Source organism: Vreelandella neptunia (assembly GCF_034479615.1).
In the GTDB taxonomy this organism is placed as follows: Bacteria; Pseudomonadota; Gammaproteobacteria; order Pseudomonadales; family Halomonadaceae; genus Vreelandella; species Vreelandella neptunia.
This window is the reverse complement of sequence record NZ_CP140255.1, coordinates 2611378-2638265: the sequence shown is the minus strand read 5'-3', so window position 1 is coordinate 2638265 and position 26888 is coordinate 2611378. Positions and strand designations below refer to the sequence as shown.

The following is a 26888-nucleotide window of genomic DNA, read 5'->3' as shown; positions in this document are numbered from 1 at the left end:
AGTAAAATGTTATTCGGATCAGAAAAAGCTATTCGGCTTGAAAAGCCGTGCGGTGGAAATCCGCCGCAGCTTGAACTTCCGCAACGCCGCAGGTATCGGGCACAGGCACGGTGTTGCCCGCCAATACGGCAAGGACGGCTCTAGTGCCGTTGGCCAGTGACTCCAGGTTATAGCCGCCCTCTAATACAAACACCAAACGGCCATCGCAGTGTTGTTCGGCCAGTTGTTGCATGAATCCGGTCAGTGCGCCAAAACCTTCATAGGAAACGTTTAAGGCCAAATCGTGCCAGTGGGGGTCAAATCCTGCCGAGACTAAAATAATGTCGGGCTTAAACCACGCTGCGGCCGGGGCAAGAATATCGCGAAACGCCTTGAGGTACGCTTCGTCGCCAGCGCCAGCCGGTAACGGAACATTAATCGTGGTGCCTTCAGCTAAACCGGCGCCCACTTCTTCCAGATGGCCTGAGCCGGGATAGAAGGGTGCTGCGCGGTGAATATCGAAAAACATTACGTCCGGTTCTGCCCAGAAAATATCCTGGGTGCCGTTACCGTGATGGGCATCCCAATCAACAATCAGCACTCTTTCGCAACCCAGTGCGCTGCGCGCATGGGCTGCGGCGACTGCCACATTGTTGAATAAACAAAATCCGCGGGCGCGAACGGGCTCTGCGTGGTGTCCAGGCGGGCGCACAAGTGCAAAGGCGCTTTTAGCGCGCTTCTCCATTACGGCTTCTACTGCGGCAATGGCTGTTCCAGCGGCGACTTCGGCGGCATCGATGCTACCTGGTGAGACTGCTGTGGTATCCACATCCAACCAAGCATTCTTCCCGCGCAGGCTAAAGATATCGCTTAGGTAGGAAGTGGTATGCACCCTGGCGAGTTGATCATGGGTGGCTGCTCTGCCCCCTTCAATGTGCAGGCCCGCAATGGGCGCTTTCTCCAGCAGGTGCTGTATGGCTTTTAAGCGGCCGGGGTGTTCGGGATATTTCCATGGCACAGGAAGCCCTGCAAGCAAGTGTCGAATGCGTTTATCGATTCGTTGCGGTAGAAAGTCGGCGTCAATGTTGGGCTCGTGAGCGAGCACCCGATCATCATAGAAGGCAATGACTTTATGCATAATGGCTACCTAATGTGCGTGCGATAAGTCACAGCAGTAATTTCAAGCAAGATACTGCAGTCCTTTAATCGCACAATGGGCACGAAATGCTTATCTACAGTAAGGCAGGCTGGGCGAAGTTATACAATGTCACTTTCAAACGATGCCGCTCTCAGACAATGCCACTCTCAACACTAAATGCTAGGGTCATGCTGAGTTCTTCTACCTGATCTGCAAATGAGGGCTGCCACTCGCCGCGCAAAATGAGCGGTGGCTGTACCCACCGCCAACGTAAGCCAGTGACGATACTTTCCACTGCGCGCTGAGTACCTGTGCCATCGTGACCCGCGCGAATATAGAGCGCGCAGGGCAATCCTTGTTTCTTTTCAATGACAGGATAGTAGCTGCGATCAAAAAAATCCTTGAGCGCGCCGCTCATATAGCCCAGGTTTTCCGTGGTGCCGAGCAGAATCGCATCGCAGGCCAGCACGTCGTCTGGGCCAGCTTCCAGGGGCGCTTTTACCACGCAGTGCATCTGTTCAAGGTCGGGATGGCTAGCACCCTGGAAGGCCGCATCGCGCAGTAGGCGCGTATTTGCCGAAGGGGCATGGGCAACAATTAATAGCTGTTTTTTGAACTCAGATGTCATAGCCGTAGCCTAAGTAAGCAGTAAATATCTAAAAGTTTGCGACCAGTGCTGGAAATGCCACACTGCTTCAGTGACTTTAAGTAGAGAGCCTATATGCCCAACAAGACCCCTATCAATGTCTTTTACGATGCGCAGTGCCCGCTGTGTCGTAAAGAGCGCCGTCGCTATGAGCGCTGGTCGGGGCGGCATGCCGCTGATATCGCTTGGCTTGATGTGAGTGAACATCATCAGGTGCTGCAGCAAAAGGGTGTCGATCCCGATATGGCGCTGCGCTCTCTACATATCGAAACGGCAGCTGGGCAATTGGTGGAGGGGATCGATGCTTACCGTTTATTAATGAAACGTATTCCCTTATTGGCGCCGGCTGCCTGGTTCATTGGTCTCCCAGGCATTAAATCGGGATTGCGGTCGCTTTATGATTTCTGGGTGAAGCGCCGCCTGAAGAAACAAGGCCGGTGGAATTGCTAGACTGTGTACGAAATACACACCCGATAAACCAAGGAGAGAAGCATGGCATTTGCACTTTCATCAATGCAGGTTACCAGCTCGGCGTTTGTTAACCACCAGGCGATCCCAGCCAAGCACACTGGGGAAGGTGAGGATGTTTCGCCGGCACTTGCTTGGCATAACGCTCCCGAGGGCACCCAAGGGTTTGCGGTGATCTGTCACGATCCTGATGCGCCGTTGGTCAAAGACGGCAGCTACGGCTTTGTCCACTGGGTGCTCTATAACTTACCCGGCGATATGCAGGAATTAACGGAAAAGACGGCGGCGGGCACTGTCGGCGCAAATGACAAAGGCGATACTGGTTATTGTGGCCCGATGCCGCCAGAAGGGCATGGCAAGCATCTTTATTACTTCTGGGTGCTGGCGCTGGATCATCAAACCTCGCTCCCTGAAGGGCTCACGCTGGCTGAGCTGCTCAAAGAAGTAGAGCCGCACCTGCTGGGCATGAACCGTTTGGTGGGTACTTACCAGCGCGATTGATCTAGCCTCTGGCTGGACATTTTGCGTAACCCGTGTAGGCTCCATCGCTTTCTTAGCCCTTTGTATTAGCCAAGTGATGGAGCCTTCTGATGAGTGACCTGCCTAACTGTCCTGCCTGTGCCTCTGAGTTTAGCTATGATGATGGTCTTCAGTATGTCTGCCCAGAGTGCGGCCATGAGTGGTCAAAAGTGGCAGAAGAAGAGAGCGCTGATGACGCTTCAGGCGTGCGCGATGCCAACGGCAATATGCTAGCCGACGGTGATAGCGTAACGGTGATCAAGGACTTGAAGGTTAAGGGCAGTTCACTGGTGGTTAAAGTGGGCACCAAAGTGAAGAGCATTCGCTTAGTCGAGGGTGATCACGATATCGATTGTAAAATTGACGGTATCGGCCCGATGAAGCTTAAATCCGAATTTGTTAAGAAAGCCTAGCGTTAAAACCGATTGTTAAAAAAATAGCCCCCTGGCGTTGGTCAGGGGGCTATGAGCTTATCTCTTATCTAGCAACACATTTTTGCGTCACTTGTTTACGCAGTGGTATTAATCTGCGTGCCGACGCTGCCACTAGTGGCCAATTGTGGATCCATCGAAACGCCCTCCATCAGGGCGGCAATCTGTGATGCACTGCCATCTAACGCCTGTTTAAAAACGCTGAGCTGGGCCTGTTGGCTTATCTGCACCTGCTGAAGCGCCATTGATGCACTTACCATGTTATTTACCGCTGAATCCATGTCGTCACCTCGAATAGCATTTGCCATCCACAATGATGGCATCTGATACCTAGCCGAAATTACCAGACGCCATCATCAAGTGCAAAGCCATAAGTAGCAAATGATGACTGATGATAGCTTTTTTAAATGATAATGATTGTTGTTTTTGATGCCATCAGCGCCGAACGTGCCGATATTTTGCGTAAATTGCTATCCATTTTGCTCAGGGGCTTCACATCAAATTTATACAGGACTAAAATGGTACTCAATTGACGTGGCGACCATTTGATTCGCTGCGTACTGATGACATAAAGGGAGTCGACATGCTTAAGCTTTCTCGGCTGACAGACTATGCCGCGGTGGTCATGGCGCAAATTGCCCGCCATCCCCAGGCGTCGCATGCAGCGGCAGAGTTAGCAGAGGCCGTGCAGTTGCCCCATCCGACGGTTAGTAAAACGCTCAAAATGCTTGTGCGGGCAGGGCTGCTGGTTTCCCAGCGTGGCGCCCAAGGCGGTTACCGCCTGGCTCGGCCTGCATCGCAGATTACCGCCGCCGATATTATTGCGGCGATTGAAGGCCCCGTCGCCATGACCGAGTGCAGCCAAGCAGAAGGCGATTGTGAGCTTGTGGCTACCTGCGGTGTGGCAGACAACTGGCAGCGGGTCTCCTTGGCCATGCGTACGCTGCTTGAAAGCGTGACGCTGGCGCATCTGGCTGATACAGCGCCAATTAAGCTGCCAGTCCAACTGCCTATTCAAACGATCAGCCTGTCGGCGGCGTCGGCCTAACGGCGGCGCGAGTACAGCAGGCCTAACTTATTATTAAAGGCGATGACCTCGCCACCCAACTGCCCGGAGGGTATCACCATGGCAAGCGAAGAAATGGAACAGTTGGTTCGTCGCGAATACAAAGATGGCTTTGTAACCGATATTGAGAGCGACACTCTGCCACCTGGCCTGGATGAAAACACCATCGCCTTTATTTCCAAAAAGAAGGGCGAGCCGGAGTGGATGCTGGAGTGGCGTCTGGATGCCTACCGCCAGTGGTTGAAGATGAAAGCTCCTTCCTGGGCGCATCTCGACTATCCGCCGATCGATTACCAGTCGATCTCCTATTTCAGTGCACCGAAACGCCCGGAAGACCGCCCGCAAAGCCTGGATGAAGTGGATCCCAAACTGCTGGAGACCTATGAGAAGCTGGGTATCCCGCTGCACGAACGCGCTGCGCTGGCAGGCGTTGCCGTTGATGCGGTGTTTGACTCCGTTTCGGTCGCCACTACCTTCAAAAAGCAGCTGGGCGAAGCAGGGGTTATCTTCTGCTCCATCTCTGAAGCTATCCGCGACTACCCGGAGCTGATCAAGCAGTATTTGGGCACCGTGGTTCCCGTGGCGGACAACTACTTTGCCGCGCTGAACTCAGCGGTGTTTACCGATGGCTCCTTTGTGTTTGTGCCAGAAGGCGTGACTTGCCCGATGGAGCTGTCTACCTACTTCCGTATTAACGCGGCCAACACCGGCCAGTTTGAGCGCACGCTGATTATTTGCGAAAGCCGTGCCCAGGTCTCTTACCTGGAAGGCTGTACCGCACCGATGCGCGACGAAAATCAGCTTCACGCTGCAGTGGTCGAGCTTGTCGCTCTGGATGACGCCTATATCAAATACTCCACCGTGCAGAACTGGTATCCCGGTGATGAAAATGGCGTAGGCGGTATCTATAACTTCGTCACCAAGCGCGGCGACTGCCGCGGCGACCGTTCACGGATCAGCTGGACACAGGTAGAAACCGGCTCGGCGATTACCTGGAAATACCCCTCCTGCGTCCTGCGTGGTAAAGACAGCATTGGAGAATTCTACTCAGTCGCCGTTACCAACGGACGCCAGCAGGCCGATACCGGCACCAAGATGATTCACATTGGCGAAGGTACGCGTTCCTATATCGTTGCCAAGGGTATCTCCGCAGGCAGGAGTGACCAGTCCTATCGCGGCCTGGTGAAAATTGGCCCACGGGCCAAAGGGGCGCGTAACTTTACCCAGTGTGACTCGTTGCTGATTGGCGATAAGTGCGGTGCGCACACCTTCCCTTATCAGGAAATTGGTAACAGCACGGCGACCATTGAGCACGAGGCGACCACCTCGAAAATCGGTGAAGACCAGTTGTTCTACTGCCAGAGCCGCGGTATCTCGGAAGAGGACGCTGTCAGCATGATCGTTAACGGTTTCTGTAAAGACGTCTTCCAAGAGCTGCCCATGGAGTTCGCCGTTGAAGCCGAAGCGCTGCTCAACGTGACCCTGGAAGGCGCGGTCGGCTAACCGCTGGTCATTTATTCCACTTAATATAGTAGTGTCGCCGTAGCGACTCGCCAGAATCAGAAGGTAATCAATATGTTGCAAGTGAATGATTTACACGTCTCCGTCGAAGGTAATGAAATCCTCAAAGGCCTGACCCTGACCATCAAGGCGGGTGAAGTGCACGCCATTATGGGGCCGAACGGCGCGGGTAAATCGACTCTATCCGCGGTGATTGCCGGTAAAGACGGCTACGAAGTCACACAGGGCACGATTACCTTTGAAGGCAAAGACGTGCTGGAGATGGAGATTGAAGAGCGCGCCCAGGCCGGCTTGCTGCTGGGTTTCCAGTACCCGGTGGAGATTCCAGGGGTTAAAAACATCTACCTGCTGAAATCAGCGCTTAATGCCCAGCGGGTAGCCCGTGGCGAAGGCGAAATGCCCGCACCGGAGTTTATGAAGCTGGTCAAAGAAAAGCTGGGCTATATGAAAATGGACGCCAGCTTCCTCCAGCGCGCCGTTAACGAAGGCTTCTCCGGCGGTGAGAAAAAGCGCAATGAGATTTTGCAAATGCTGGTACTACAGCCGAAGCTCGCCATGCTCGATGAGATCGATTCGGGGCTGGATATCGACGCCATGAAAATCGTCGCCGACGGCGTTAACAGCCTGCGCGCTGAAGACCGCGCCATTCTACTGGTCACCCACTACCAGCGCCTGCTGGATTACATCGTGCCGGATAAAGTTCACGTCCTGGTCGATGGCCGTATTGTCAAAACCGGCGACGCCGAGCTGGCTAAACAGCTGGAAGCCAACGGGTACGAAGGTATCGAGGAGTCTGTGGCATGAGCGATACGCAAACCTTTTTAGATACGCTGAAGGCGCGCAGCTCGAACTACACGGCGGAGCCCACCTGGATCGCCGCGCGTCGCCAAGCCGGTGCCGCGCGTTTTGAAGCGCTGGGTTTCCCCACTCGCCGTGATGAAGAGTGGAAGTACACTGACGTGCGCTCGATTGCCCAGGGCAACTTTGCCCTCGCCGACAACGCCGAGTTCTCACCGGCCAGTGCCGCGGCGCTAACGCTGCCGATTGATGCATACCGGCTGACATTTGTGGATGGCGTTTTCTCATCGGCGCTCTCAGACTTAGACACACTGCCGTCAAGCGTTCAGGTGTTACCGCTCTCCAAGGCGCTAGCAGAGAACCACGAAGCCGTGGGTGGGCCGCTGGGGCGTTTAACCGGGGTTGATTTCTCACCCTTCGCGGCGCTAAACACTGCCTTTATGGAAGAGGGTGCAGTGGTTCGCATTGCACCGGGAACAGTGGTTGAAAAGCCCATTCTGCTGCAGTTTCTGTCCCGTGCGGGCCAGCCAGTAATGTGCCATCCGCGTGTATTGGTAGAAGCAGGCGGGCGCAGTGAAGCGACGCTGATCGAGCACTATACCGGCGAAAGCGAAGCGACTAACTTTACCAATGTGGTTGGCGAGCTGATGCTTGACCGGGGCGCGATCCTGGCCCACTACAAGCTGCAAGAAGCGCCGCTGGGTGATTTGCACGTGGCGAGCATTCACGTAGAGCAAGGTCGCGATACGCGCTATACCTCCTACAACCTGAGCCTGGGCGGCGCGCTGGTGCGTAACGACTTGATCAGTGACTTGAATGGCCAGGGCGCCGAAACCAACTTCCTGGGCCTGTTCTTTGGTCAGGGTCGTCAGCATGTCGACAACCACACCAAGGTCAACCACAATGCGCCGCTGACGTTCTCCAATGAGAACTACAAGGGCATTCTGGATGACCGCGCCCACGGGGTGTTTAACGGCAAGGTGTACGTCAAGCGTGATAGTCAGAAGATTGAAGGCTTTCAGAGTAACCAAAACCTGCTGCTATCGGATCGCGCCCACATCGATGCCAAGCCGGAGCTTGAGATCTATGCGGATGACGTCAAGTGCTCACACGGCACGACTACAGGTCAGTTAGACGAAGAGGCAATCTACGCGCTGCGTACCCGCGGTATCGATGAAGCCACTGCCCGGGGGCTGCTCACGCTCGCTTTTGCTGGCGAGGTGTTGGACAAAGTCACTCTGGATGAGATTGCCGAGCGCGTTGAATTAGCGGTCGCCGGCAAGCTGCCAGAGCGCTTCAATCTTGCCGGGCTTGTCGAAGCGGCGGTTTCACTTAACGACTAGCGCCACTACCCACTCAGGAGCGTCTGATGCCACATTCCGTTATTGAGCCAACGCCTAGCCCGTTTGAAACAGGCACTGTGCAAGCAAGCCCTGCGCAAGCGACCTTTGATGTTATGCGCCTGCGTCAGGACTTTCCGGTACTAGCCCGTGAGGTGCATGGCAAGCCGCTGATCTATTTAGACAATGCGGCCACTAGCCAAACGCCTCAGCAGGTGATTGACGTGTTTAGCGATTACTACTCGCGCTATAACGCCAATATTCACCGCGGGCTGCATACCCTCGCCGATGAGGCGACGGCGGCGTTTGAAGGTACGCGCCACCGGGTTAAGGCGTTCCTGAATGCGGAAGATGCGCGTCAGATCATCTTTACCCGCGGTACCACGGAAGCTATCAACTTAGTCGTGCACAGCTGGGGGCGCGCAAATCTTGCTCCCGGCGATGAAGTGCTGATTTCCATGTTGGAGCACCACTCCAATATTGTTCCATGGCAGCTGTTGGCTGCCGAGATTGGCTTTACCATCAAGGTGATTCCCGTTGAGTCCAACGGCGCATTGGATATGGCTGCCTATCGCTCGCTGCTGAGTGAGCGTACTAAGCTGGTGGCGGTGAATCATGTCTCTAATGCCCTGGGAACCATTAACCCTGTGCAAGAGATGGCAACCCTTGCCCATCAGCAGGGTGCGCTGATTTTGATTGATGGTGCTCAGGCAGCACCACACCAAGTGGTCGATGTGCAGGCCATTGATGCCGACTTCTATGCTTTCTCTGGCCACAAAGTGTACGGGCCGACAGGCGTTGGCGTGCTCTACGGCAAGCAGGCGCTGCTTGAGGCGATGCCTCCCTGGCAGGGCGGTGGCGAGATGATCAGCACCGTCTCTTTTGATGCGGGCACCACCTTTGCTGCTATTCCGCATAAGTTTGAAGCGGGCACGCCCGCTATTGCGGAGGTCATTGCCCTGGGTCGAGCGCTTGAGTGGATGGAGAGCATTGGCATAGACGCCATCGGTGCCTGGGAAGGCCAGTTGCTCGATCACGCTACCCAGGCGGTTGGTCAAATCGATGGTCTGCGTATTTTGGGCACTGCGCCGGAGAAGGCGGCCGTTCTTTCCTTTATTGTGGAAGGGGCGCATTCGCAAGATATTGGCCTGCTGATCGATCAGCTTGGCGTCGCCATTCGTACCGGTCACCACTGCGCGCAGCCCTTGTTGCACCATTTCGGGGTCGATGCGACGTGCCGTGCTTCATTCGCGGCGTATAATACCCTCGAAGAAGTGAATCGCTTTGTTGAAGCACTCCAACGTGTCATTGGTATGGTGCGTTAAGGTCGGTTCTTTAAGAATCGTCATTTAAGGACAGTTATGGATCTTGAGCAAGTTGCCAGCCTAGAGCGTGGCCAACAGCTACCGCTACAGCGTGATGTGGAGGCTATTGCCATTCCATTTGGCAGTACGGAAACACTGGCTGAAGATAGCGTTGTTAGCGTTATGCAGGCGAAAGGCAGTACGGTAAGCGTCGGTTTTGAAGGGCGCCTCTACCTGATTGAGGGGCGCAACCTGGATGCTTTGGGGCTTGAGTCGCTACCGCGGCCTACGCTGCCGGAAACGGCGACCGAGGAGGAGATTGAGCAGTTCGTGTGGGAACAGCTGCGCACCTGCTTTGACCCGGAGATACCGGTCAATATCGTTGACTTAGGGCTTGTCTACGGCTGCCGCATTGAGCGCCTTATCAGTGGTGAGCGTATGGTGACAATCCGCATGACGCTAACGGCCCCTGGGTGTGGGATGGGCGATGTGATCGCGGCGGATGCGCGCAATAAGATCCTCGGTGCGCCGCAGATCAGCAAGGTTCACACCGAAATAGTCTTCAGTCCGCCCTGGAGCCGTGACATGATGAGTGACGAGGCCAAGCTTGAACTCGGCATGTTCTAACCCCGGCTGGGGAGCTGGATGCATAACCTTTTGTTGAAATGGCTAAAGCGTTTATTAATGTCGCTAGGAGCACTGTCGCTGCTGGCGACATTGCTGTTTATAGGCGGCAATTTTTGGGTGCTCGCGACGACCGCCGCATATATTGAGCGTCAGCCGCAGCAGTGTCGTCCAGCAGAGGTGGGGATTGTCTTCGGTACGTCTCACTGGACGCGCAGCGGTGTGCGAAACCCGCACTTCCATGCGCGCATGCGAACCGCTGCGACTTTAATTGAGCAGTCCCAGGTCGAGCATCTTTTGCTCTCCGGGGATAATCGTACCCAGGCGTATAACGAGCCGCGTGCAATGTGGCGCGAGCTGTATCGCCGCGGCGTCGCGTCTGAGCAGTTGACCATGGACTTTGCTGGTTTTAGCACCTACGACACGCTAGCGCGTGCTCGGGATGTGTTTCAGCTTGATAAAGCTCTGCTGATTACCCAGAGCTGGCATCTTCCCCGCGCGGTATATATTGGGCGCGAGCTAGGTATCGATGTCACTGGCTGTGTTGCGGATGATCCCACCGTAGCAGTGGGTTGGCGTTTAAAGCTGCGCGAATGGGCAGCGCGCGTAGCTACCCTGGGCGATCTCTATGTGTGGGGGAGGGAGCCCTATTTTCTCGGTACGCCCGAGCCCATCGAGTTACCCAGGCAGACGCCCATAGACCTTATTCTGCCATCGCTCAACGAGCGCTTTAGCCCACCATAACCCTTTGAGACCATAGACAGCTAGCTTAAAGCCTCTAGCTGTGTGTCTATAGAGCGTTAGCGATGGGTTTTACGCTTTTGCAGCGCATACAGCTCGCGAATAAGCTTACGACACCCCTGCATGCACTCTTCTACCACCGGTTCGATGGGGTCGGGTAAGGGGTGGGTATACAGAGAGGAGAGCGCCTGCATTAATACACGCTCTTGCTCCAATAGCTCATTGATGAGTACTTGGCTATCGTTGCCGACGAAGCTTTTTAGACGGCTCCAAAGCCATAAGAAGTCATCGCGCTCAACGTCTGCATCCCGGGGCAGCATTTTCAAATGCGCACGAGCAAGCTCCTGCAACTTGCGCATCTGCTTGAGCCGCGCAGTGTAATGCGGCTTTAAAGCGTCACGCAGCGAGGGCCGCAGGCGTTCGATATTGTCTTGGAAATAATCAATGCTATCGGCCAGCGCTTCCAATACGCTGTCCATCGCCACTTGGCGATTATCGAGAAACATGAGCGTCTACCTCCTTCGGTGACGCAGATTGTGGGGGTGACAGCGACTATTTGCCACCCCCGAAGCGGATTATTTTAATATTTTGCCTTAGCCTTTAGGCTTGGGCGGCGCTTTACGGGCTGGTGTGGCGTTTCTTTCAATGTGTTCAATGATCATTCCTGCAATATCTTTGCCGGTGGCGTTCTCAATGCCCTGCAAACCAGGCGAAGAGTTAACCTCCATAATCACCGGACCGTGATTGGATCGGAGTAAATCGACACCTGCAACGCGCAGCCCCATGGCTTTAGCTGCACGGATAGCCGTTGAGCGCTCTTCAGGGGTGATCCGGATCACGCTAGCGGAGCCACCGCGGTGTAGGTTCGAGCGGAACTCACCATCCGCCGCCTGACGCTTCATCGAGGCGACTACCTTATCGCCGATCACCAAGCAGCGAATATCGGCGCCACGCGCCTCTTTAATGTACTCCTGCACCATTATATTGGCTTTCATACCCATGAACGCCTGAATCACAGATTCTGCCGCTTGATTAGTTTCCGCCAATACCACGCCAATCCCCTGGGTACCTTCCAGCAGTTTGATGACCAGTGGTGCACCTTTAACCATGGTGATCAGGTCGGGAATGTCGTCCGGTGAGTGGGCGAAGCCGGTAATCGGCAGCCCCAACCCTTTGCGCGATAGCAGCTGCAGTGAGCGCAATTTATCCCGCGAACGGGTAATCGAGACGTTATCGTTGATAACGTAGGTGCCCATCATCTCAAACTGACGCAACAGCGCGCAGCCATAAAAGGTGACTGATGCACCAATGCGCGGGATCACCGCATCGAAAGGCTCAATCTCTTGGCCTTTATAGTGGATCGAAGGGTGGTGCGAGGTAATGCTCATATAGCAGCGCAGCGTGTCCACCACGCGGGCGGTATGCCCGCGCTGCTCTGCGGCTTCAACCAAGCGGCGGGTAGAGTACAAATTGCGATTGCGTGACAGCAGAGCGATATGCATTTAAAGGACTCCGAGCCTAGATAAAGGCGACTTATAAAGGGTTAAGGCTCACCGTGCAAGAATGCAGCACCGGGTGCAACCATGAGGCGGCGCATGGCGCGGCGTCCTAGCAGCATTGGGTGACGCATATTGCTGCGGTCAGTAAGGGTGAGTTCAACAGGGAAATTCAAATCGCCCATCTGCATAGGGGTGCGAATAACATAACGCCACTCGCTATGACCGTTGGAGCTAGTAATGCGGCGCCGATCATGCAAGTGCAAACTGTAGCGGTGGGCCGGCGTTGTCGGGCCACCACTGTGGGTAATAAAGCTGACCCACAGTTGGCCATGTTCATCTTCATGCGTCTCTATATCTTCTGCATGCAGAGCAGAAGTACGCGCGCCCGTGTCTGCTTTACAGCATAGGTGAAGCCCTAGTTCAGGTAGCGTCACCATCTCGCGGCGGCCAATGACCGCTTTGGCCTGATAGGGTAATTCCTTCACGGCTCACTCCTTGCAATTAAAAGTGACAACATTGGCTCAAGCATTCCTCTTTGACATCATCAGGGTCAAACGGTGTTGAATAGGAGAGCCAGTAGGCGCATCCCGTAGAGCCATCATGACCGGTAAGCGTAGCCTGGGTATTAACGCAATATCACGTACTACGGCGGCAAAATCGCTACGCTCATCTTCCGCTAAGCGTTGCAGAAAAAGCGGCAGGCGCTGAGCGTCTTCAAGATAGCCCCAACCACGCCCGGCTATTGCAGCGAGTACATCCGGCCCACAGGCCGCTGTGTCATTGAGTAAGGCCGTGTACCAATTGCCCACCGATGATGCTTCAGTATTGCCTACTGCACGCAGACAGGCACACAGCGTTTCAATGTCGCCCGCTTGTGCGGCGGCTTCGCCGCGACGCTGCAGTGCGTCGACTAACGCCTGTGGCAATGGTTGGTGCTCTAAACAGTAGCACAAGGAGTGGATAACGGCGGTGGGTAGTTCAGGCAAACGCGGTGCTAACGAATCAGCGTCAAGCCTTTCCATACGAACGACGTAATCGGCAATCCCTTGTAACCCCAACGCCTGCCAATCGATTACTTGCTGGCCGCTCAAGTAGGCCTCAACCGGCTCAAAATGCTGGCTGGCAGGCAGCCCACGCGCATGGGTGGCGCGTGCATTGAGCATGGCCTGGAAGGTGACGCTAGGCGTGAAGGCGAGGGGATTATCCTTCATTAAGTGATCCACGTCCGCTGTTTCTTCACGACCCACGTTAGAAACCGCGCGCCCCAGTGTTTCCAACAGTCGGTTTAAAAACGCATCGCGCTGGGCGGGGGCAATCATTCCCTGCTCATCCAGTGGCAAGGCTAAGAACCAAATGGCAGGCTCGGGCATATCGCCAAGGCGGAACACAATGGCCAAGCGAGCTTGTCCTTGCCAGGGTTCAGGCCAGGCCAGTTCGCCACTTTCAAAAGCAGCAAGTGACTCCCGCGAGCATGGGACGACATGGCGCCCCATATGGTAAAGGGAAACCTCGCCACCGCTGCGGGTAAAAAACTCATCAAGGGTTTGAATTGGTTGCATGACATCCTTCCGTGTTGCAAGCCTGCACTCTACCTTGCTGATGTGGCACTGTCAGCCGAGTGGCTGATAAAACATGGTGTTAATGGCAGTGTCTCAATGCATTAGCTTTAATGACAATACGGTTAAAAATTAATCAACTGTGCGAAAGCCCCATGAGAGCAAGCGTTGCGACACCTTTCCATAGTTTATCCACAGGCTCGTGCAGGTTTTCTGTGAGTCTATGGATAACTTCTCGCAAGCGTTGATAAGTGGCAAGGCACCCACGGAGTGGGGATAATGGTCAGACGCCACATATTTTTCATTTTCGAGGTAGTGACAAACGATTATATGAGTACTTATCAACCGCTGCAGACAGCGCTTCTAGAGCTAGAGGCGTCGATGAAAGCCGCCGATCTATGGCGAATGCCAACACCCGATGCAGAGGCGTTTGCCAGCCAGCAGCCATTTTGCATCGACACGATGTCGCTGCCTCAATGGATACGCTTTGTGTTTATTGCCCGCTTGAACGCTTTGATTGATGCCCGTGCTGCCATGCCCGCAAAGTGCGAGGTTGCCCCCGCTGTGGCGGCCTATTTGCAGCAGGAAAAAACACCTGCCCATCACCAACTGCTCATCGTCCGGGCGGTAGAGAAGGTCGACCAGATCGTCACTGAAAGCACTTAAAACAGCGTGCCACTAAACGCACAAAGCCCGCCGTGAGGCAGGCTTTGTGAATAACATCTGCTAGCGGATTTGCAAGCGATTTAGAAGCGGTAACTGAGGCCTGCCATGACCACGAGAGGGTCGATCTCAACGGTACCCGCTGCTGCACCATTGACCTTCGCATCGGTATCGATATCGATGTACCAAGCGGCGGCGTTCAGCGCCCAGTGGTCGTCAATAAGCAGATCGACACCTACCTGGCCCGCTGCGCCCCAGGAGTCATCCAGGTCTAAATCACCAATCGCCAGCTCTTCATCGGAGAAGTGGGTGTAGTTAATGCCAGCACCGATATAGGGCTGTACGCGGGCCTGAGTACCACCCAGCGGGTAGTACTGTAGCGTTAGAGTCGGCGGTAGGTGCTTGGTCGAGGCGATATTATCGCCATTCAGATGGATATCGTGCTCGAACGGCAGCGCCGCCAGCAACTCCACGCCGACTTTATCGTGGAAACGATAGCCCAAGGTGAACGCGAAATCGGTTTTATCCTGTACATCCACGGACAGCGCACCGTTGGCCAGTGAGCCGTTGTCGCTGGTGGGGGCAACTTTAGCAACACCCACGCGGGTAAAGAAGTCACCAGCGCCGTAGGCGAATGCCTGACTGCTGGTCATTATTGCCGCAGCGGCAACAGTGGTTACAAGTAGGGTAGGCAGGGCGGCTTTACGCATGGGTTCACTCCTGGGGTCAAGATTAGACGGCCTTTCGATAGCCGCTTAACGATGAAGCCAGTGTAACGAGACCCAGGGAGTGGATTATTGATCCAGGGCAAGGGTTGTTAGACAAGGTCTAGGCGCTATGCACACAAGGCTGCGCAGGCCCTCCTCATTTTGTCGGGCTGGTAGCCTGAACGGTCGCGAGCTAAAGCTACCTCCCGCAAGTGCCATTATCTGTCTAGCAGAAGTCATTCCGCACTAAGTAACTAAGAGTCGGAAAACTCGGCTACCAGATAAAAAAAAGCCACTAACGAGTAGTGGCTAATTTTGATCGCTTAGACATTGATCCGCGTTTTCTTAGCGCCGACCTATTCAGCCGTTGCCAACAGGCTGGCGTTACCGCCCGCTGCGGTGGTGTCGATACATAGATGGCGTTCTACCACGTAGCGATCCGGCGAGATGGTCTGGGTCTCTAGTGGCACGATGGCACCGTCGCGCTTGGCCAGCGCAATCCGCAGTTCACGCGTCCAGTCGCTGCTGCCAGCGGCGGCGACTGCCGCAATCCCTTTGATCTCGCTCAACGTCTCGGCTGAAACGCTGCCATCAAGCCCGGCCACTGGCACTCCGGCGTCGATCAGGGGCTTCACGGCCTGCTCGGCGCCTGGTGCCACGATGACAGCGGCACAGCCCGTGCCTAGGGCCTGTGCTGCTTGTGCAATGGCGATATCCAGCGTCGGCCCGAGACACAGAACAGAGCCCTTCGGATACATTGCCAGGCGGTTGCTTTCACCTGTCGGTCCCGGCAGTGTCTGCGGCGTAATGTCCAACGCTGCTGTTTCGGCAAGCGCCTTGCGGATCACGCCACCTTTACCGGAGAGCGCCTTGCGCAGTACCTCGATGCGATTGGGTCGTGCTGCCCAGTTACGTGCATCTAGCCCGTCGAGAGCCGATTGGAGATCGCTAAGTGATACTGCGCTCCCCTTAGGCGTCTCATGTAGCTCGGCGTCGGCGGTGCGGCGGAAACGAGTGACATAGAGCGGGCCGCCAGCTTTGGGTCCGGTACCTGAGAGGCCCTCGCCGCCGAACGGTTGAGAGCCAACGATGGCACCGATCTGGTTGCGGTTGACGTAGACGTTGCCGACATGGATGCGCTCGACGATCTGCTGAACGCGGTCGTCAATGCGGGTATGCAGGCCGAAGGTTAGTCCGTAGCCCTTGCCATTGATGTCGTCGACAACCTTGTCGATATCCCGCGCCTTGAAGGTGGCCACGTGCAGCACCGGGCCGAAGATTTCTCGTTCGAGATCTTCAATGCCCCCAACTTCAATCACCGCCGGGGTGACAAAGGTGCCGGTGTCCGGCGCAGACAGCTTCTTCAGCACTTTTCCAGCTTTCTCATTCGACGCAACGTAGTCGCTGATTTCCTGTTGGGCATCGACGTCGATCACAGGCGAAACGTCGGTATCCGTGTTCCAGGGGTCGCCAATGGTGAGTGCGTCCATGGCGCCGTAGAGCATGTTGAGCAGGCGGTCTCGGGCCTCTTCCTGGACATACAGCATGCGCAGCGCGGAACAGCGCTGACCAGCTGACTGGAAGGAGGAGATCAGGATATCGCGCACAGCCTGTTCGGTCAGCGCCGTGGAGTCGACGATCATGGAGTTCAGGCCGCCGGTCTCGGCGATCAGCACGGCGTCAGGACCTGCGTTGTCCGCCAGAGCCTTGTGGATGATCTGTGCCACCGGGGTCGAGCCGGTGAAACAGACGCCAGCGATACGTGGGTCGCTGGTTAGCGGGCCACCCACCGTTGGGCCGTCGCCAGGCAACAACTGCAGTGCCGCTTCCGGTAGGCCAGCCTCACGCATCAACTCGACGGCGCGAGCAGCGATCAGGGGCGTCTGCTCGGCGGGCTTGGCGATGACCGCGTTGCCAGCGACTAACGCTGCAGCGATCTGCCCGGTAGTGATGGCCAGCGGGAAGTTCCACGGGCTAATGCAGACGAAGATGCCACGGGCGTTGCCGGGTTCTTCCGCTTCCAACCGCTCGCCTTCGTTGGCGTAGTAGCGCAGGAAATCCACCGCCTCACGCACTTCCGCGATGCCATCGAACATCATCTTGCCCGCTTCGCGGGTGGTGATCACGGTCAGCTCGGCGATGTGCTCTTCGTAGAGATCAGCGGTGCGGCGTAGCACCGCAGCGCGTTCGGCAGCAGGGCGTGACGACCATTCGCGGAAGCCTTCTTCGGCGGCGTCAAGGGCAGTCGCCACTTCTTCTGGTGTGGCTTCATGCACCTTGCCGATCACCCGCGAGCCGTCGGCGGGGGAGACGGCATCGCGAGCAGGCCCTTGGGGGGCGGGGCTTCCCACCAGCATGGGGCCTGCCGTCCAGGTGGCGTCGGCAAACGCTTCGCGAGCGTTGAGCAGCGGCAGGATCGAGGCGGGTTCGTTGATGCGGTAACCTTTGGAGTTCTTGCGCTCGGGCTCGAACAGCTCGCTAGGCTGGCGGATCAACGGGCTTGAGACATCGTTGCCGAGTTGCTTAAAGCTTTCAATGGGATCTCTTGAGACTTCGCTCGCCGGAATCGAACTGTCCACTACCTGGTTGACGAACGAGGAGTTTGCGCCATTCTCCAGCAGGCGGCGTACCAGGTAGGCCAGCAGGTCACGGTGCGCGCCAACAGGGGCGTAGATGCGACAGTGCGTACCTTCTGACTCCTTGACGATGTGGTGCAGCGATTCGCCCATGCCATGCAGGCGCTGGAACTCGTAGCTGTCCTTATCGCTGCCCGCCATCTCCACGACGGCGGCGCAGGTGTGGGCGTTATGAGTCGCGAACTGCGGATAGATGCGGTCACGCCGGTCGAGCAGCATTTGCGCGCAGGCCATGTAGCTGACATCGGTGTTGACCTTGCGAGTGAAGACCGGGAAGGTCTTGACCCCCATTTCCTGGGAGAGCTTGATTTCGGTATCCCAGTAGGCACCCTTAACCAGCCGCACCATGATTTTGCGATCAAACCGCTCGGCGAGTTCGTAGAGTGTCTCAATCATGGGCGCGGCACGGCGCCCGTAGGCTTGCACGACGACCCCGAAGCCATCCCATCCGTCCAGACTGGGGTCAGCCATTAGCGCCTCAATCACGTCGAGGGAGAGATCCAACCGATCCTGCTCTTCGGCGTCGATATTGAAACCGATATTGGCCTTGGCCGCTTGCTGCACCAATTCTTTGGCGCGTGGCAACAGCTCTGCCATCACCGTGTCACGGTGAGTGTATTCATAACGTGGGTGCAGCGCCGAGAGCTTCACCGAAATGCCGGGGCTACCGCGTACATCACCTTTGGCTTGCTCGGCAATGGCGGAAATCGCCTTGGCATAAGCCTCATGATAGCGGACGGCATCTTCGTCGGTGCGCGCCGCTTCGCCCAGCATATCGTAGGAGTAGGTGTAGCCCTGTTTCTCGAGCTCACGGGCATTCTTCATGCCTTCTTCGATGGTTTGACCAAGCACGAACTGGCGGCCGAGAATCTTCATCGACTGACCAACCGCCTTGCGCACCACCGGCTCGCCCATGCGGCGTACCAGTCCGCGCAGCGCTCGGGTCGGGCCCTTGGGGTCTTCTTCCAGCACCTTGCCGGTCAGCAGCAGCGCCCAGGTAGAGGCATTGACCATTGAAGACGAAGACTTGCCCAGGTGGGCGCCCCAGTCGGAGGGCTCAATCTTGTCGTGGATCAGGTCGTCGATGGTTTCCGCATCGGGCACGCGCAGTAGCGCTTCTGCCAGACACATTAGGCCGACGCCCTCAGTAGTCGAGAGCCCGTACTCGGCCAGGAACGCCTCCATCATCGAGGGAGACCTCTCCTTACGCACACGCTCCACGTAGTTGGCGCCGACGGCGGCAACCTTCTTGCGGTCGTCTTCCGAAAGCTTGATGCGCTCGATAAGCCCGTGCAGCACATCTGCCTCGTTGGCATCATAATGACTGCGAATGCGTGAGCGTAGATCACTCACGTCGCTCTGCAGATGATCGTTCATACAGGGTCTCTCCTTGCTAGCCGACAGTTTGGCGTTGCTGCGCCGGTTAGGATGTAGTCGTTCTCAAACCTGAAGAGGGCTCCCGCGGGAGCCCTCTTGATACGCTGAATGTATCTTGAGCGCTTATTTGCGTTCGATATGCTGATATTCGCCGGCATCGTCGGTGGCATTGCTTACGACGATGATGGCAATGAAGGAGGCGATAAAGCCAGGAATAATCTCGTAAACGCCCGGGCCACCCATAAAGGAGCCGTTCCAGCCAAGTGCAATCCAGACCATTACGGTGAGCGCGCCCACCACCATGCCTGCGATAGCACCATTGCCGTTGGTGCGTGACCACATCAGCGATAGGATAATCAGCGGGCCAAAGGCCGCACCGAAGCCTGCCCAGGCGTTACTGACCAGCCCCAGAACCTGGGAGTTTTCGTCAGAGGCAATAAACGCTGCCACAATGCCCACCAGCACTACACTGACACGGCCAACGGCCACACACTGTGCCTCAGAGGCTGTCTTGTTCAAGAACAGACGGTAGAAGTCTTCGGTGAGTGACGAAGAGGCTACCAACAACTGACTGGAAACGGTGCTCATAACCGCAGCCAACAGTGCTGCATAGAGGAAGCCGGTAATCAGCGGATGGAATAGCAGGTTTGCCAGGACGATAAAGATGGTTTCCGGATCTTCGATATCCAGGCCATTACGGATGGCATAAGCGCGGCCAAAGATACCCAGAGACACAGCACCAATCAGAGAGATAAGCATCCAGCCCATGCCAATGTTGCGGGCAATCGGTACATCCTTGAGTGTCCGGATGGCCATGAAGCGCACAATGATGTGCGGCTGACCGAAGTAACCCAGCCCCCAGGTGACAGCGGAGAGCCAGCCAATAAAGGTGAGCCCCGAGGTCCAGGAGAGCAGGGTGGGGTCGACCTCATTCAGCGTTTGTGAGGCCTGAGAAAAGCCGCCACCACCTTCACCAAAGAGTACCACCGCCGGCATGATTACCAGGGCCAGCATCATGATGCAGCCCTGTACGAAGTCGGTCATGCTCACGGCCAGGAAACCGCCAACAACGGTGTAAATAAGTACCACGCCCAGGGTGATCATAACGCCCATTCCGTAGTTACTCATGTCACCGAAGTTGTAAATGCCGGAAAACGCGCTTTCAAACAGCTTGCCGCCAGCCACTAGGCCTGAGGCCGTGTAAACTGCGAAAAAAACTACGATGACGATAGCGGAGACTGTCCGCAGTGACATTGACCGCGTTGGGAAGCGGTTTGCCAGGAAAGCCGGGATGGTAATCGCATTGCCATAGTGAACGGTCTGCTCACGTAGGCGCGGAGCGACTAGAATCCAGTTGAATAACGCCCCCACGAGCAAACCAATGCCGATCCAGGCGGAACCCAAGCCAGAAACGAACATTGCCCCAGGTAAACCCAGCAGCAACCAGCCACTCATATCCGAAGCACCGGCCGACAGGGCCGCTACTTTAGGGCTGAGGGTACGACCACCCAGCATGTAATCTTCAGAGGAAGAGGTGGATTTGCGCATCGCATAAATACCGATGGCGACCATGAGCACAAAGTACGCAATGAGACTTATCCAAACACCTATAGCCATGTAACTTCTCCAGTTTTTCAGGACGGAGCTAGCTCCGACAGGTTAGTGCGCATACCGGGAAGAATCCGGTATTGACGCAGTCTTGTTGTTGTTAACCTCTTTTCATATCCATGTTACTGGCCCTGATGAGCCCGCTATAGATGAAGTCAGAAAGGTCGGTGGTGCCTATGTGTGCCGTGATCCCGCTATTATTTTCGACCATAGGATAGTTCCCTGTTCAGGTTAGTTTCGGATGAGTCGTTTTACTCATCTCCCAGCGTCAATAGCGACGCTTTCCCGCCTAACGCAGCGGTGTTATCAGTAATGGTTGTTTCAGTCACGAAGCGTTGCAGGTACAGAGCAAATGAGTAACGCGGCGTTATGCCTAAATAAATAAGCGAATGTAGATTGCTGACACCTTTGTTGCATGTTGAATTCAAGGCAAAACGTGTCAATTCCGCGGCAAGAGAAGTAACTATACGACTTTAGTAGAGTTTTTGCTGGCTTGCCATTGGGCTTATGGGTTGTTTTGGTGCATTGGTTGTCAATGGTGGTGCATCGCATTGACGCAGTTTACGCGGCGATAATCCGTAACTGCGCCGAAATGCATGAGAAAGCGCACTTTGGTTGGCAAAGCCGGTTTGAATCGCAATATCGGTGAGGGGAAGTCGGCTTTGCAGGATCAGTTGGCGGGCCGCGTGTAGACGTTGGCGTTTGACGTACTGCCAGGGCGAAAGCCCCGTTTGAGCGCGGAAGCAGTCGGAAAAATGCGCTTCGCTTAGACAGGCAAGTCGCGCTAGATCAGCGACGCGCAGGTCTTCGGCGAGGTGTTGACGAATAAAGCGGTTAATACGCGTCAAATCCAGGCGCTGCTGAGTACTGCTGGCGGTAGTACCCAGGCGGGCCTTTAGTGAGCCCAGTAGCGTGGCGGCTAAACGGTCTTGCTGAAAGGAGTTAGTCGACGTATCAAACCCTTGAGCAAGCTCGCTTTGCATAAACTCCAGGTAGTGGCGCAGTGCGTTATCTAGACCAAAAAAGCGTGGGGCGTCGAATAGCGCTACCAGTTCACGGTTCTCACCGGTTAGCGCGGGGGCGTCTTCGGGAAGATCGAAAATTAACTGCCTGTTATGACCGTAACCCGAGTAGTAGTGCTCGTGGTTTGCGGGCACGATACAGCCCGAGAATGCATTGACGCGCCCACCCAAGCCTTCAATTTCAAATTCTGAAGAGCCGCACAGCGTAATCACAATCTGATGAAAATCATGGGTGTGGTGATGTGTAGCGCTGGCTAGTGGTATTTGTCGAATGGTACTGGGCATGCAGTTCTCCTGAATTGCATTAGGTCTCCTGAACCGCAAGACGCCTTTAAACCGTATCAGCTACTGCTGGCGAAGGGCAGTGTGGGCGTGCAAGTGGTCGCGAAGGGCCTGAAGTTCTGCCTGACCCTCTTGATTGAGCAGCGGCTTGCCTTGGGCAAGCATCCAGCGTCGGCCATGTTGCTCCATTAAGTGCGCGGCGCGGCGTCTAATGCCGTCCAAGTACTCGTTGTGTCGAATGGGGTAGCCGATTATTGCGTTCCACTCGGTTTCGCTCACTTGGCTGTTTAGCGCTTTATCAAACAGCGCCAGTAAATCTTTGGGCTCCGTGCGGTAGCGTGGGGTGCTTGACGTCATCAGCACCAGCATTACCGCACCAATCACGAGTAAGCAGACTCCAAACACTAATAAGTACAGCGCCATTCGCTCTGCTCCTGGGCGTCATCCGTTAATAAATAGCTACGTTATTATACGCTTGGCGCCGCTCGGGTCGAAAATTTTACTTTTTTGCGAACTTTTACTTCACAGCGTGTCTGAGTATGTACAGGCAACATCGCGATAGCAGTCGCTAAAGTTGTTGTCCTGGCTCTATTGTTTTGATCCCTTGCTTCCGCTACTTCTTGAGTAGCGGCTTTTTTTTGTCCAAATCTCAACTGTTCTTCGACACCTGATTTGAAACCGTTAAGCAACTCTGCTAATGGCGGCGTATAGCCAGCAGCGCTACCAGGATATCACGTCGTGTCACAATTCCTATTAGACGCTGCTGTTCCACCACTGGGTAGACTTTGGGTTTAGGGCCTAGCATCTCCTGGGCCAGGTCAGTAATGCTTTTATTGGGAGAGACGCTGAGCACTTCGTGGCGCATCATCTCTTTCACCAGGGGCGCTTCATCGTCATGATAAATGCTATCCAACACACGTCCCATCACATCCTGCTCCGAAATAAAGCCGATTAAACGATCACTCTCATCCACTACCGGTGCGCCAGGCAGACGATGCAGTGCGAGCCCCTTGGCCAAGGTTGTTATTGATGCGTTGGGTGAAACGCGGTAGCAATCAAGGGACATGATATCGCGGACGATACTGGGGGTTGCTCTATTCATCATGGACACTCCTTGCTCATCTTATTCATCGCTATGGCAAACAGGGCATCGCAAGCAAAGCGATCTGATCAGTTCAGGATGCTAAAGTAGCAGCGACTCTTTCACTGTAGGTGATTTAAAACGCAGTGTTCAGCCTGCAAAGTATCTTTATTCAACGCTGTAAGTACTGAATTTTCTAAGCCGTTAATTTTCTAACTGCTCAAATGATCTGCAAGTTAACGAATTGAGGAGCCACCCATGGATGCACGTGAGTACTTAAACCGCAAAGGGGTGGGGCTTGACCGAGACCCTGACCGCCCTAATACCTTGGAGGAGAAAGCCTGGGAGCGTGCGCGGGGTTCTGGGCACCAACGGCCAAAATCGGGGACGCCTCACGATTGGGAAGATTGGGAGCGTCACCACGATGACTTGGCAGAAGGCGCTGAAACCTTAGAGCAAAAAATTGACAAAGAGGCTCATCGGGTTGCCCAGGAGCGGGCAGCTAAGGCAGCGGCTGAGCCAGCCTCCAGTTCAGTAGAGCACTTCACTCCGCCAACTAAAGTTGAACCAGCGCCTGCCGAAGCCACGCCGCCTAAAGCGACCCCCGCAAAGCAAGCTGCGCCGGAGCCTGAAGCGTTAAAACTCGCCTATTATGCCCTGGCGCTACTATTGCCACCGCTGGCAGTGGGCTTGACCGACGGCGGTAGTAAGCGGGTAGGGGTAGCTCTGTTGCTAACGTTAGCGGGCTGGCTGCCCGGCGTTGTGTATGCTTTTTGGTGGCTGCAGCGGCGTTAACTAAAGCCCCTTGTAGACGTTAACTACTTGGCAGCCTGATCAAGGTGCGTATAATCTCCGTAAACTAATTTATAAGGCAGGGTTTACGATGGGTTATCTGATCGGCGTCACGGCGCTATGGGCGTTCTCCTTTTCGCTGATAGGTGTCTACTTGGCGGGCCAGGTCGACAGCTATTTTGCGGTATTGTTGAGGGTTACGCTTGCCACCCTGGTCTTCCTGCCTTTTTTACGACCCAGCCTTCTGCGGGGTAAGCATCGGCTGGCGCTTATGGGCTTAGGTGCCATACAGCTGGGGGTAATGTACACCTTCTTCTATCAATCCTTTCTGCTGCTGTCGGTACCTGAAGTGCTGCTGTTTACTATTTTCACGCCTATTTATATCGCACTGCTGGATGATCTGCTGTTTGGGCGCTTCACGCCGATCTATATTGTGACCGCGCTGCTCGCTGTAGTCGGGGCAGGGGTTATTCGCTATGACGGTGTTGATAGCGGTTTCTGGGCAGGCTTTTTAGTCGTACAGGGGGCAAACCTCTGTTTTGCGCTTGGCCAGGTAGGCTATCGCCGTTTAGCCGCTGATTTGCCACCTACACTAGCGTGGCACAACGTGTTTGGCTGGTTCTTTATTGGCGCGATGGTCGTGGCTCTGCCTGCCTATTTACTGTTTGGCAACAGCGCGGCACTGCCTACTACGTCACTTCAGTGGGGCGTACTTGCATGGTTGGGGTTAGTGGCTTCTGGCGTAGGCTATTTTGCCTGGAACCAGGGCGCCACCAAGGTAGACGCAGGCACCTTGGCAATTATGAACAATGCGCTGGTGCCAGCGGGGCTAATCGTCAATTTAGTGATTTGGAACCGCGATGCGGATATTCCCCGCTTGTTGTTGGGGGCGATTATCATGGCCGCCTCCCTGTGGCTCAACCACTGGTGGTGCCAGCGCCGTCAGGTAGCCGTTAGCTAAGCCTATTTGCCCGATAGCTGAGGTGTCCCCATAATGGCGACTTATGTTAGCGAGAGTCGGCCCATGAGCAACACCTTATCAGCAGACGCTAAGTCAGCGCCCTCCAGCGATCAATCGAGCAGAACCTTTAAAACTATTGGTCTGATTGGTCGGCTGGGGAGTGACAAAGTGGTCGACTCCCTTCAGCGGCTGGTAACCTATCTGGTCGCCCATGACTACTCGGTATTAGTGGAAGATCGCACCGCTACTGTCATACCGCACCATGGTCAGCCGGAAGCCAGCCGTCGCATGCTGGGCGAGCTGTGTGACTTGGTGATTGTGGTAGGGGGCGATGGCAGTCTATTGGGCGCGGCGCGGGCGCTATGCCGCAGCGGTACGCTGATTTTAGGCGTTAATCGGGGCCGCTTGGGGTTTCTTACCGATATCTCACCCGATGAGTTGGAAACCCGCGTCAGTGAAGTGCTGGCGGGGGAGTTTGAGGTTGAGCAGCGTTTTTTGCTTGATACCGTGCTCTACCGTAATGGCGTTGCCGTGGGTAATGGCGATGCCTTGAACGAAGTCGTGCTGCACCCTGGTAAAGCGGTGCGCATGATAGAGTTTGAGCTGTTTATTGATGGCCAGTTTGTGTATAGCCAGCGCAGCGATGGCTTAATTGTTGCTACGCCCACCGGTTCAACGGCCTACGCGCTCTCTGGCGGTGGGCCGATCATGCACCCCAAACTGGATGTCGTGACGCTGGTGCCAATGTTCCCTCATACGCTCTCGAGTCGCCCCATTGTAATCGATGCCGCCAGCGAAATACGTATTCACATTGGCGAAACCAACCAGTCCTATCCGCATATTAGCTGCGATGGGCAAACCCGAGCGGTGGCCAAACCCAATGACGTACTGGTGATTACCCGCAAGCCTGAACGTATCCAGCTGGTGCATCCCATCGGGCATAATTTTTACGAAGTGCTGCGCAGCAAATTAGGCTGGAGCCACCGGTTGGGGGATTGAGTATGGAGGGATACGACCTCATTGGGGATGTCCACGGCTGCGGTGCTACGCTCGCCTCACTGCTGGAAAAGCTGGGTTACCACCAGCGCAACGGCGTCTATCGCCACCCGCGTCGCAAAGTGATTTTCCTAGGTGATTTGATTGACCGAGGCCCTAGAATTCGTCTGGCAGTGACTATTGCCCGGCGAATGGTCGAGCACGGCGAAGCGTATATCGTCATGGGGAATCACGAGTATAACGCCCTGGCGTATACCCATCCTGGGCCCCCAGGTAGCCATAAACGCTGGTTGCGCGAGCATACGCCACGGCACAATCGTATTATTCAGGACACCCTAGAGCAGTATCGCGACTATACCAACGAGTGGGACGACACCTTGGCGTGGTTTAAAACCATCCCGCTGTGTTTGGAAATCGATGGTATCCGCGTGGTGCACGCCTGCTGGGATGAGGTGCTGATTGAAGAGCTGAAACAGCGCCACCCTGATTGCTGCATGGACACACAGTTTTTGATTGAGTCCACCGACCCCAAAACCCAGGCGTTTCGAATTTTAGACCGCCTCACCCGAGGTCCGCATGTCTCACTACCCAAAGGTATTGCGATACACTCAGGCGATGGCTTTACGAGGCAAAGTTTCCGCGCCCACTTCTGGGCCCAGGCGCCTCAGCAGTGGGGGGACGTCGTCTTTCAACCGGATAACTTGCCCGGCAATCTTGAAACCCGCGCATTGACCCACGAAGAGCGCCAGAAACTTAGCTACTACGGGCCAGAGCAGCCGCCGCTGTTTATTGGTCATTACTGGTGTGAAGGCATACCAGCACTGCCGACCCAGAATATTGCCTGCCTGGACTATAGTGCTGTCAAATATGGGCGCTTAGTGGCCTATCGATGGAGTGGTGAGGCAGTATTAAATGCCGACCATTTTGTGTGGATTAAGGTACCAAAAGACGAGCGTGCGCTGCCCAAACCCTGGGAAATCGACTTTGATTAACAAATGCTTCTTTTTGTTACACAAAATTACATATTTTTTTCAAAACGGCTGAACTAACCCTGCCGTCGGCTATCAGAGTAAGTGTTCCCTTGAATGATCCCTTGCTTTTATTCTCCGGCGGTTCCCACCGCCGGTTTTTTT

28 protein-coding genes are annotated in these 26888 nt (G+C 55.3%); 15 read left to right on the top strand and 13 right to left on the bottom strand.

What is annotated here, in order from left to right:
- Positions 1-28: 28 nt before the first annotated feature.
- Together SR894_RS12310 and SR894_RS12305 are read right to left on the bottom strand one after the other, a co-directional pair.
- A complete protein-coding gene (locus SR894_RS12310; protein WP_133732683.1) occupies positions 29-1117 on the bottom strand; it encodes a histone deacetylase family protein in 1089 nt (362 codons plus the stop codon).
- 151 nt (positions 1118-1268) lie between these two features.
- Positions 1269-1745, bottom strand: a complete 477-nt coding sequence (locus tag SR894_RS12305; RefSeq protein WP_133732682.1) for a flavodoxin family protein — start codon at positions 1743-1745, stop codon at positions 1269-1271.
- A gap of 93 nt (positions 1746-1838) precedes the next feature.
- Between SR894_RS12305 and SR894_RS12300 the strand changes: the two genes are divergently transcribed.
- From SR894_RS12300 to SR894_RS12290, 3 genes are all read left to right on the top strand, one after another.
- Positions 1839-2213 carry a thiol-disulfide oxidoreductase DCC family protein gene (locus tag SR894_RS12300; protein WP_133732681.1) on the top strand — a complete coding sequence of 125 codons (375 nt, stop codon included), beginning with the start codon at positions 1839-1841 and terminating at the stop codon, positions 2211-2213.
- A gap of 42 nt (positions 2214-2255) precedes the next feature.
- Entirely contained in the window at positions 2256-2732 is a 477-nt protein-coding gene (locus SR894_RS12295) for a YbhB/YbcL family Raf kinase inhibitor-like protein (protein WP_133732680.1), read from the top strand.
- An 89-nt stretch (positions 2733-2821) separates the two neighbouring features.
- Positions 2822-3163, top strand: coding sequence for a zinc ribbon domain-containing protein YjdM (locus SR894_RS12290; RefSeq protein WP_133732679.1), 342 nt, complete (start codon positions 2822-2824; stop codon positions 3161-3163).
- A gap of 95 nt (positions 3164-3258) precedes the next feature.
- Here the strand turns inward: SR894_RS12290 and SR894_RS12285 are convergent, their stop codons facing one another.
- Complete coding sequence (locus SR894_RS12285; protein WP_133732678.1) at positions 3259-3462, bottom strand: putative motility protein; 204 nt, start codon at positions 3460-3462, stop codon at positions 3259-3261.
- A 302-nt stretch (positions 3463-3764) separates the two neighbouring features.
- Here SR894_RS12285 and SR894_RS12280 point away from each other — a divergent pair, with 302 nt between their 5' ends.
- The 7 genes from SR894_RS12280 to SR894_RS12250 all read left to right on the top strand — a co-directional run bounded on the left by SR894_RS12280 (position 3765) and on the right by SR894_RS12250 (position 10578).
- Positions 3765-4229, top strand: a complete 465-nt coding sequence (locus tag SR894_RS12280; RefSeq protein ID WP_133732677.1) for an SUF system Fe-S cluster assembly regulator — start codon at positions 3765-3767, stop codon at positions 4227-4229.
- Positions 4230-4307: 78 nt separating this feature from the next.
- A complete protein-coding gene (gene sufB / locus SR894_RS12275; protein WP_035580285.1) occupies positions 4308-5750 on the top strand; it encodes a Fe-S cluster assembly protein SufB in 1443 nt (480 codons plus the stop codon).
- Positions 5751-5822: 72 nt separating this feature from the next.
- Positions 5823-6572: a Fe-S cluster assembly ATPase SufC gene (sufC, locus tag SR894_RS12270; RefSeq protein ID WP_035580283.1), complete on the top strand. Its 750-nt coding sequence runs from the start codon at positions 5823-5825 to the stop codon at positions 6570-6572.
- Entirely contained in the window at positions 6569-7909 is a 1341-nt protein-coding gene (gene sufD / locus SR894_RS12265) for a Fe-S cluster assembly protein SufD (RefSeq protein ID WP_133732676.1), read from the top strand. Before sufC ends, sufD begins: the two co-directional genes overlap by 4 nt.
- Before the next feature lie 26 nt (positions 7910-7935).
- Positions 7936-9231, top strand: coding sequence for a cysteine desulfurase (locus SR894_RS12260; RefSeq protein WP_133732675.1), 1296 nt, complete (start codon positions 7936-7938; stop codon positions 9229-9231).
- Positions 9232-9267: 36 nt separating this feature from the next.
- The gene (sufT, locus tag SR894_RS12255) at positions 9268-9837 is read left to right on the top strand and encodes a putative Fe-S cluster assembly protein SufT (protein ID WP_133732674.1); all 570 of its coding nucleotides are present in this window, start codon (positions 9268-9270) and stop codon (positions 9835-9837) included.
- Positions 9838-9855: 18 nt separating this feature from the next.
- Entirely contained in the window at positions 9856-10578 is a 723-nt protein-coding gene (locus SR894_RS12250; protein ID WP_133732673.1) for a SanA/YdcF family protein, read from the top strand.
- 56 nt (positions 10579-10634) lie between these two features.
- On the opposite strand, the gene SR894_RS12245 is transcribed toward SR894_RS12250, so the two are convergent.
- From SR894_RS12245 to SR894_RS12230, 4 genes are all read right to left on the bottom strand, one after another.
- Positions 10635-11081 carry a hypothetical protein gene (locus SR894_RS12245; RefSeq protein WP_035556972.1) on the bottom strand — a complete coding sequence of 149 codons (447 nt, stop codon included), beginning with the start codon at positions 11079-11081 and terminating at the stop codon, positions 10635-10637.
- Between the two features lie 87 nt (positions 11082-11168).
- Positions 11169-12077 (bottom strand): 30S ribosomal protein S6--L-glutamate ligase, encoded by a 909-nt coding sequence (gene rimK, locus SR894_RS12240; protein ID WP_133732672.1) that lies wholly within the window; start codon positions 12075-12077, stop codon positions 11169-11171.
- A 41-nt stretch (positions 12078-12118) separates the two neighbouring features.
- Positions 12119-12559, bottom strand: a complete 441-nt coding sequence (locus tag SR894_RS12235; protein ID WP_133732671.1) for an ATP-dependent zinc protease family protein — start codon at positions 12557-12559, stop codon at positions 12119-12121.
- 36 nt (positions 12560-12595) lie between these two features.
- Positions 12596-13633: a DUF3549 family protein gene (locus SR894_RS12230; RefSeq protein WP_133732670.1), complete on the bottom strand. Its 1038-nt coding sequence runs from the start codon at positions 13631-13633 to the stop codon at positions 12596-12598.
- A gap of 327 nt (positions 13634-13960) precedes the next feature.
- Here SR894_RS12230 and SR894_RS12225 point away from each other — a divergent pair, with 327 nt between their 5' ends.
- On the top strand, positions 13961-14296 hold the full coding sequence (locus SR894_RS12225; protein ID WP_133732669.1) for a YqcC family protein: 336 nt from the start codon (positions 13961-13963) through the stop codon (positions 14294-14296).
- Between the two features lie 80 nt (positions 14297-14376).
- On the opposite strand, the gene SR894_RS12220 is transcribed toward SR894_RS12225, so the two are convergent.
- The 6 genes from SR894_RS12220 to SR894_RS12195 form a co-directional block, all read right to left on the bottom strand.
- A complete protein-coding gene (locus SR894_RS12220; RefSeq protein WP_133732668.1) occupies positions 14377-15003 on the bottom strand; it encodes an OmpW/AlkL family protein in 627 nt (208 codons plus the stop codon).
- A gap of 353 nt (positions 15004-15356) precedes the next feature.
- Positions 15357-19013 (bottom strand): bifunctional proline dehydrogenase/L-glutamate gamma-semialdehyde dehydrogenase PutA, encoded by a 3657-nt coding sequence (gene putA / locus SR894_RS12215; protein WP_133732667.1) that lies wholly within the window; start codon positions 19011-19013, stop codon positions 15357-15359.
- A 123-nt stretch (positions 19014-19136) separates the two neighbouring features.
- Entirely contained in the window at positions 19137-20630 is a 1494-nt protein-coding gene (gene putP / locus SR894_RS12210; RefSeq protein WP_133732666.1) for a sodium/proline symporter PutP, read from the bottom strand.
- 464 nt (positions 20631-21094) lie between these two features.
- Positions 21095-21928, bottom strand: coding sequence for an AraC family transcriptional regulator (locus SR894_RS12205; protein WP_133732665.1), 834 nt, complete (start codon positions 21926-21928; stop codon positions 21095-21097).
- 60 nt (positions 21929-21988) lie between these two features.
- Positions 21989-22348, bottom strand: coding sequence for a hypothetical protein (locus SR894_RS12200; protein ID WP_133732664.1), 360 nt, complete (start codon positions 22346-22348; stop codon positions 21989-21991).
- A 271-nt stretch (positions 22349-22619) separates the two neighbouring features.
- Complete coding sequence (locus SR894_RS12195) at positions 22620-23027, bottom strand: CBS domain-containing protein (protein WP_133732708.1); 408 nt, start codon at positions 23025-23027, stop codon at positions 22620-22622.
- 237 nt (positions 23028-23264) lie between these two features.
- Between SR894_RS12195 and SR894_RS12190 the strand changes: the two genes are divergently transcribed.
- From SR894_RS12190 to SR894_RS12175, 4 genes are all read left to right on the top strand, one after another.
- Positions 23265-23801 carry a YqaE/Pmp3 family membrane protein gene (locus SR894_RS12190; protein ID WP_133732663.1) on the top strand — a complete coding sequence of 179 codons (537 nt, stop codon included), beginning with the start codon at positions 23265-23267 and terminating at the stop codon, positions 23799-23801.
- An 88-nt stretch (positions 23802-23889) separates the two neighbouring features.
- The gene (locus SR894_RS12185; protein WP_133732662.1) at positions 23890-24759 is read left to right on the top strand and encodes a carboxylate/amino acid/amine transporter; all 870 of its coding nucleotides are present in this window, start codon (positions 23890-23892) and stop codon (positions 24757-24759) included.
- A gap of 63 nt (positions 24760-24822) precedes the next feature.
- A complete protein-coding gene (locus SR894_RS12180; protein ID WP_039859209.1) occupies positions 24823-25758 on the top strand; it encodes an NAD(+) kinase in 936 nt (311 codons plus the stop codon).
- A gap of 2 nt (positions 25759-25760) precedes the next feature.
- The gene (locus tag SR894_RS12175; RefSeq protein WP_133732661.1) at positions 25761-26747 is read left to right on the top strand and encodes a metallophosphoesterase; all 987 of its coding nucleotides are present in this window, start codon (positions 25761-25763) and stop codon (positions 26745-26747) included.
- Positions 26748-26888: the final 141 nt, after the last annotated feature.

Coding starts and splice junctions, on each gene's coding strand:
- putP (WP_133732666.1), bottom strand. CDS start 20,630: ATGGCTATAGGTGTTTGGATAAGTCTCATTGCGTACTTTGTGCTCATG.
- SR894_RS12185 (WP_133732662.1), top strand. CDS start 23,890: ATGGGTTATCTGATCGGCGTCACGGCGCTATGGGCGTTCTCCTTTTCG.
- SR894_RS12250 (WP_133732673.1), top strand. CDS start 9,856: ATGCATAACCTTTTGTTGAAATGGCTAAAGCGTTTATTAATGTCGCTA.
- SR894_RS12305 (WP_133732682.1), bottom strand. CDS start 1,745: ATGACATCTGAGTTCAAAAAACAGCTATTAATTGTTGCCCATGCCCCT.
- SR894_RS12230 (WP_133732670.1), bottom strand. CDS start 13,633: ATGCAACCAATTCAAACCCTTGATGAGTTTTTTACCCGCAGCGGTGGC.
- SR894_RS12180 (WP_039859209.1), top strand. CDS start 24,823: ATGAGCAACACCTTATCAGCAGACGCTAAGTCAGCGCCCTCCAGCGAT.
- SR894_RS12205 (WP_133732665.1), bottom strand. CDS start 21,928: ATGCCCAGTACCATTCGACAAATACCACTAGCCAGCGCTACACATCAC.
- SR894_RS12190 (WP_133732663.1), top strand. CDS start 23,265: ATGGATGCACGTGAGTACTTAAACCGCAAAGGGGTGGGGCTTGACCGA.
- sufC (WP_035580283.1), top strand. CDS start 5,823: ATGTTGCAAGTGAATGATTTACACGTCTCCGTCGAAGGTAATGAAATC.
- SR894_RS12285 (WP_133732678.1), bottom strand. CDS start 3,462: ATGGATTCAGCGGTAAATAACATGGTAAGTGCATCAATGGCGCTTCAG.
- SR894_RS12200 (WP_133732664.1), bottom strand. CDS start 22,348: ATGGCGCTGTACTTATTAGTGTTTGGAGTCTGCTTACTCGTGATTGGT.
- SR894_RS12175 (WP_133732661.1), top strand. CDS start 25,761: ATGGAGGGATACGACCTCATTGGGGATGTCCACGGCTGCGGTGCTACG.
- SR894_RS12245 (WP_035556972.1), bottom strand. CDS start 11,081: ATGTTTCTCGATAATCGCCAAGTGGCGATGGACAGCGTATTGGAAGCG.
- SR894_RS12295 (WP_133732680.1), top strand. CDS start 2,256: ATGGCATTTGCACTTTCATCAATGCAGGTTACCAGCTCGGCGTTTGTT.
- SR894_RS12225 (WP_133732669.1), top strand. CDS start 13,961: ATGAGTACTTATCAACCGCTGCAGACAGCGCTTCTAGAGCTAGAGGCG.
- SR894_RS12300 (WP_133732681.1), top strand. CDS start 1,839: ATGCCCAACAAGACCCCTATCAATGTCTTTTACGATGCGCAGTGCCCG.
- SR894_RS12310 (WP_133732683.1), bottom strand. CDS start 1,117: ATGCATAAAGTCATTGCCTTCTATGATGATCGGGTGCTCGCTCACGAG.
- rimK (WP_133732672.1), bottom strand. CDS start 12,077: ATGCATATCGCTCTGCTGTCACGCAATCGCAATTTGTACTCTACCCGC.
- SR894_RS12260 (WP_133732675.1), top strand. CDS start 7,936: ATGCCACATTCCGTTATTGAGCCAACGCCTAGCCCGTTTGAAACAGGC.
- SR894_RS12195 (WP_133732708.1), bottom strand. CDS start 23,027: ATGAATAGAGCAACCCCCAGTATCGTCCGCGATATCATGTCCCTTGAT.
- SR894_RS12290 (WP_133732679.1), top strand. CDS start 2,822: ATGAGTGACCTGCCTAACTGTCCTGCCTGTGCCTCTGAGTTTAGCTAT.
- SR894_RS12220 (WP_133732668.1), bottom strand. CDS start 15,003: ATGCGTAAAGCCGCCCTGCCTACCCTACTTGTAACCACTGTTGCCGCT.
- putA (WP_133732667.1), bottom strand. CDS start 19,013: ATGAACGATCATCTGCAGAGCGACGTGAGTGATCTACGCTCACGCATT.
- SR894_RS12280 (WP_133732677.1), top strand. CDS start 3,765: ATGCTTAAGCTTTCTCGGCTGACAGACTATGCCGCGGTGGTCATGGCG.
- sufD (WP_133732676.1), top strand. CDS start 6,569: ATGAGCGATACGCAAACCTTTTTAGATACGCTGAAGGCGCGCAGCTCG.
- sufT (WP_133732674.1), top strand. CDS start 9,268: ATGGATCTTGAGCAAGTTGCCAGCCTAGAGCGTGGCCAACAGCTACCG.
- sufB (WP_035580285.1), top strand. CDS start 4,308: ATGGCAAGCGAAGAAATGGAACAGTTGGTTCGTCGCGAATACAAAGAT.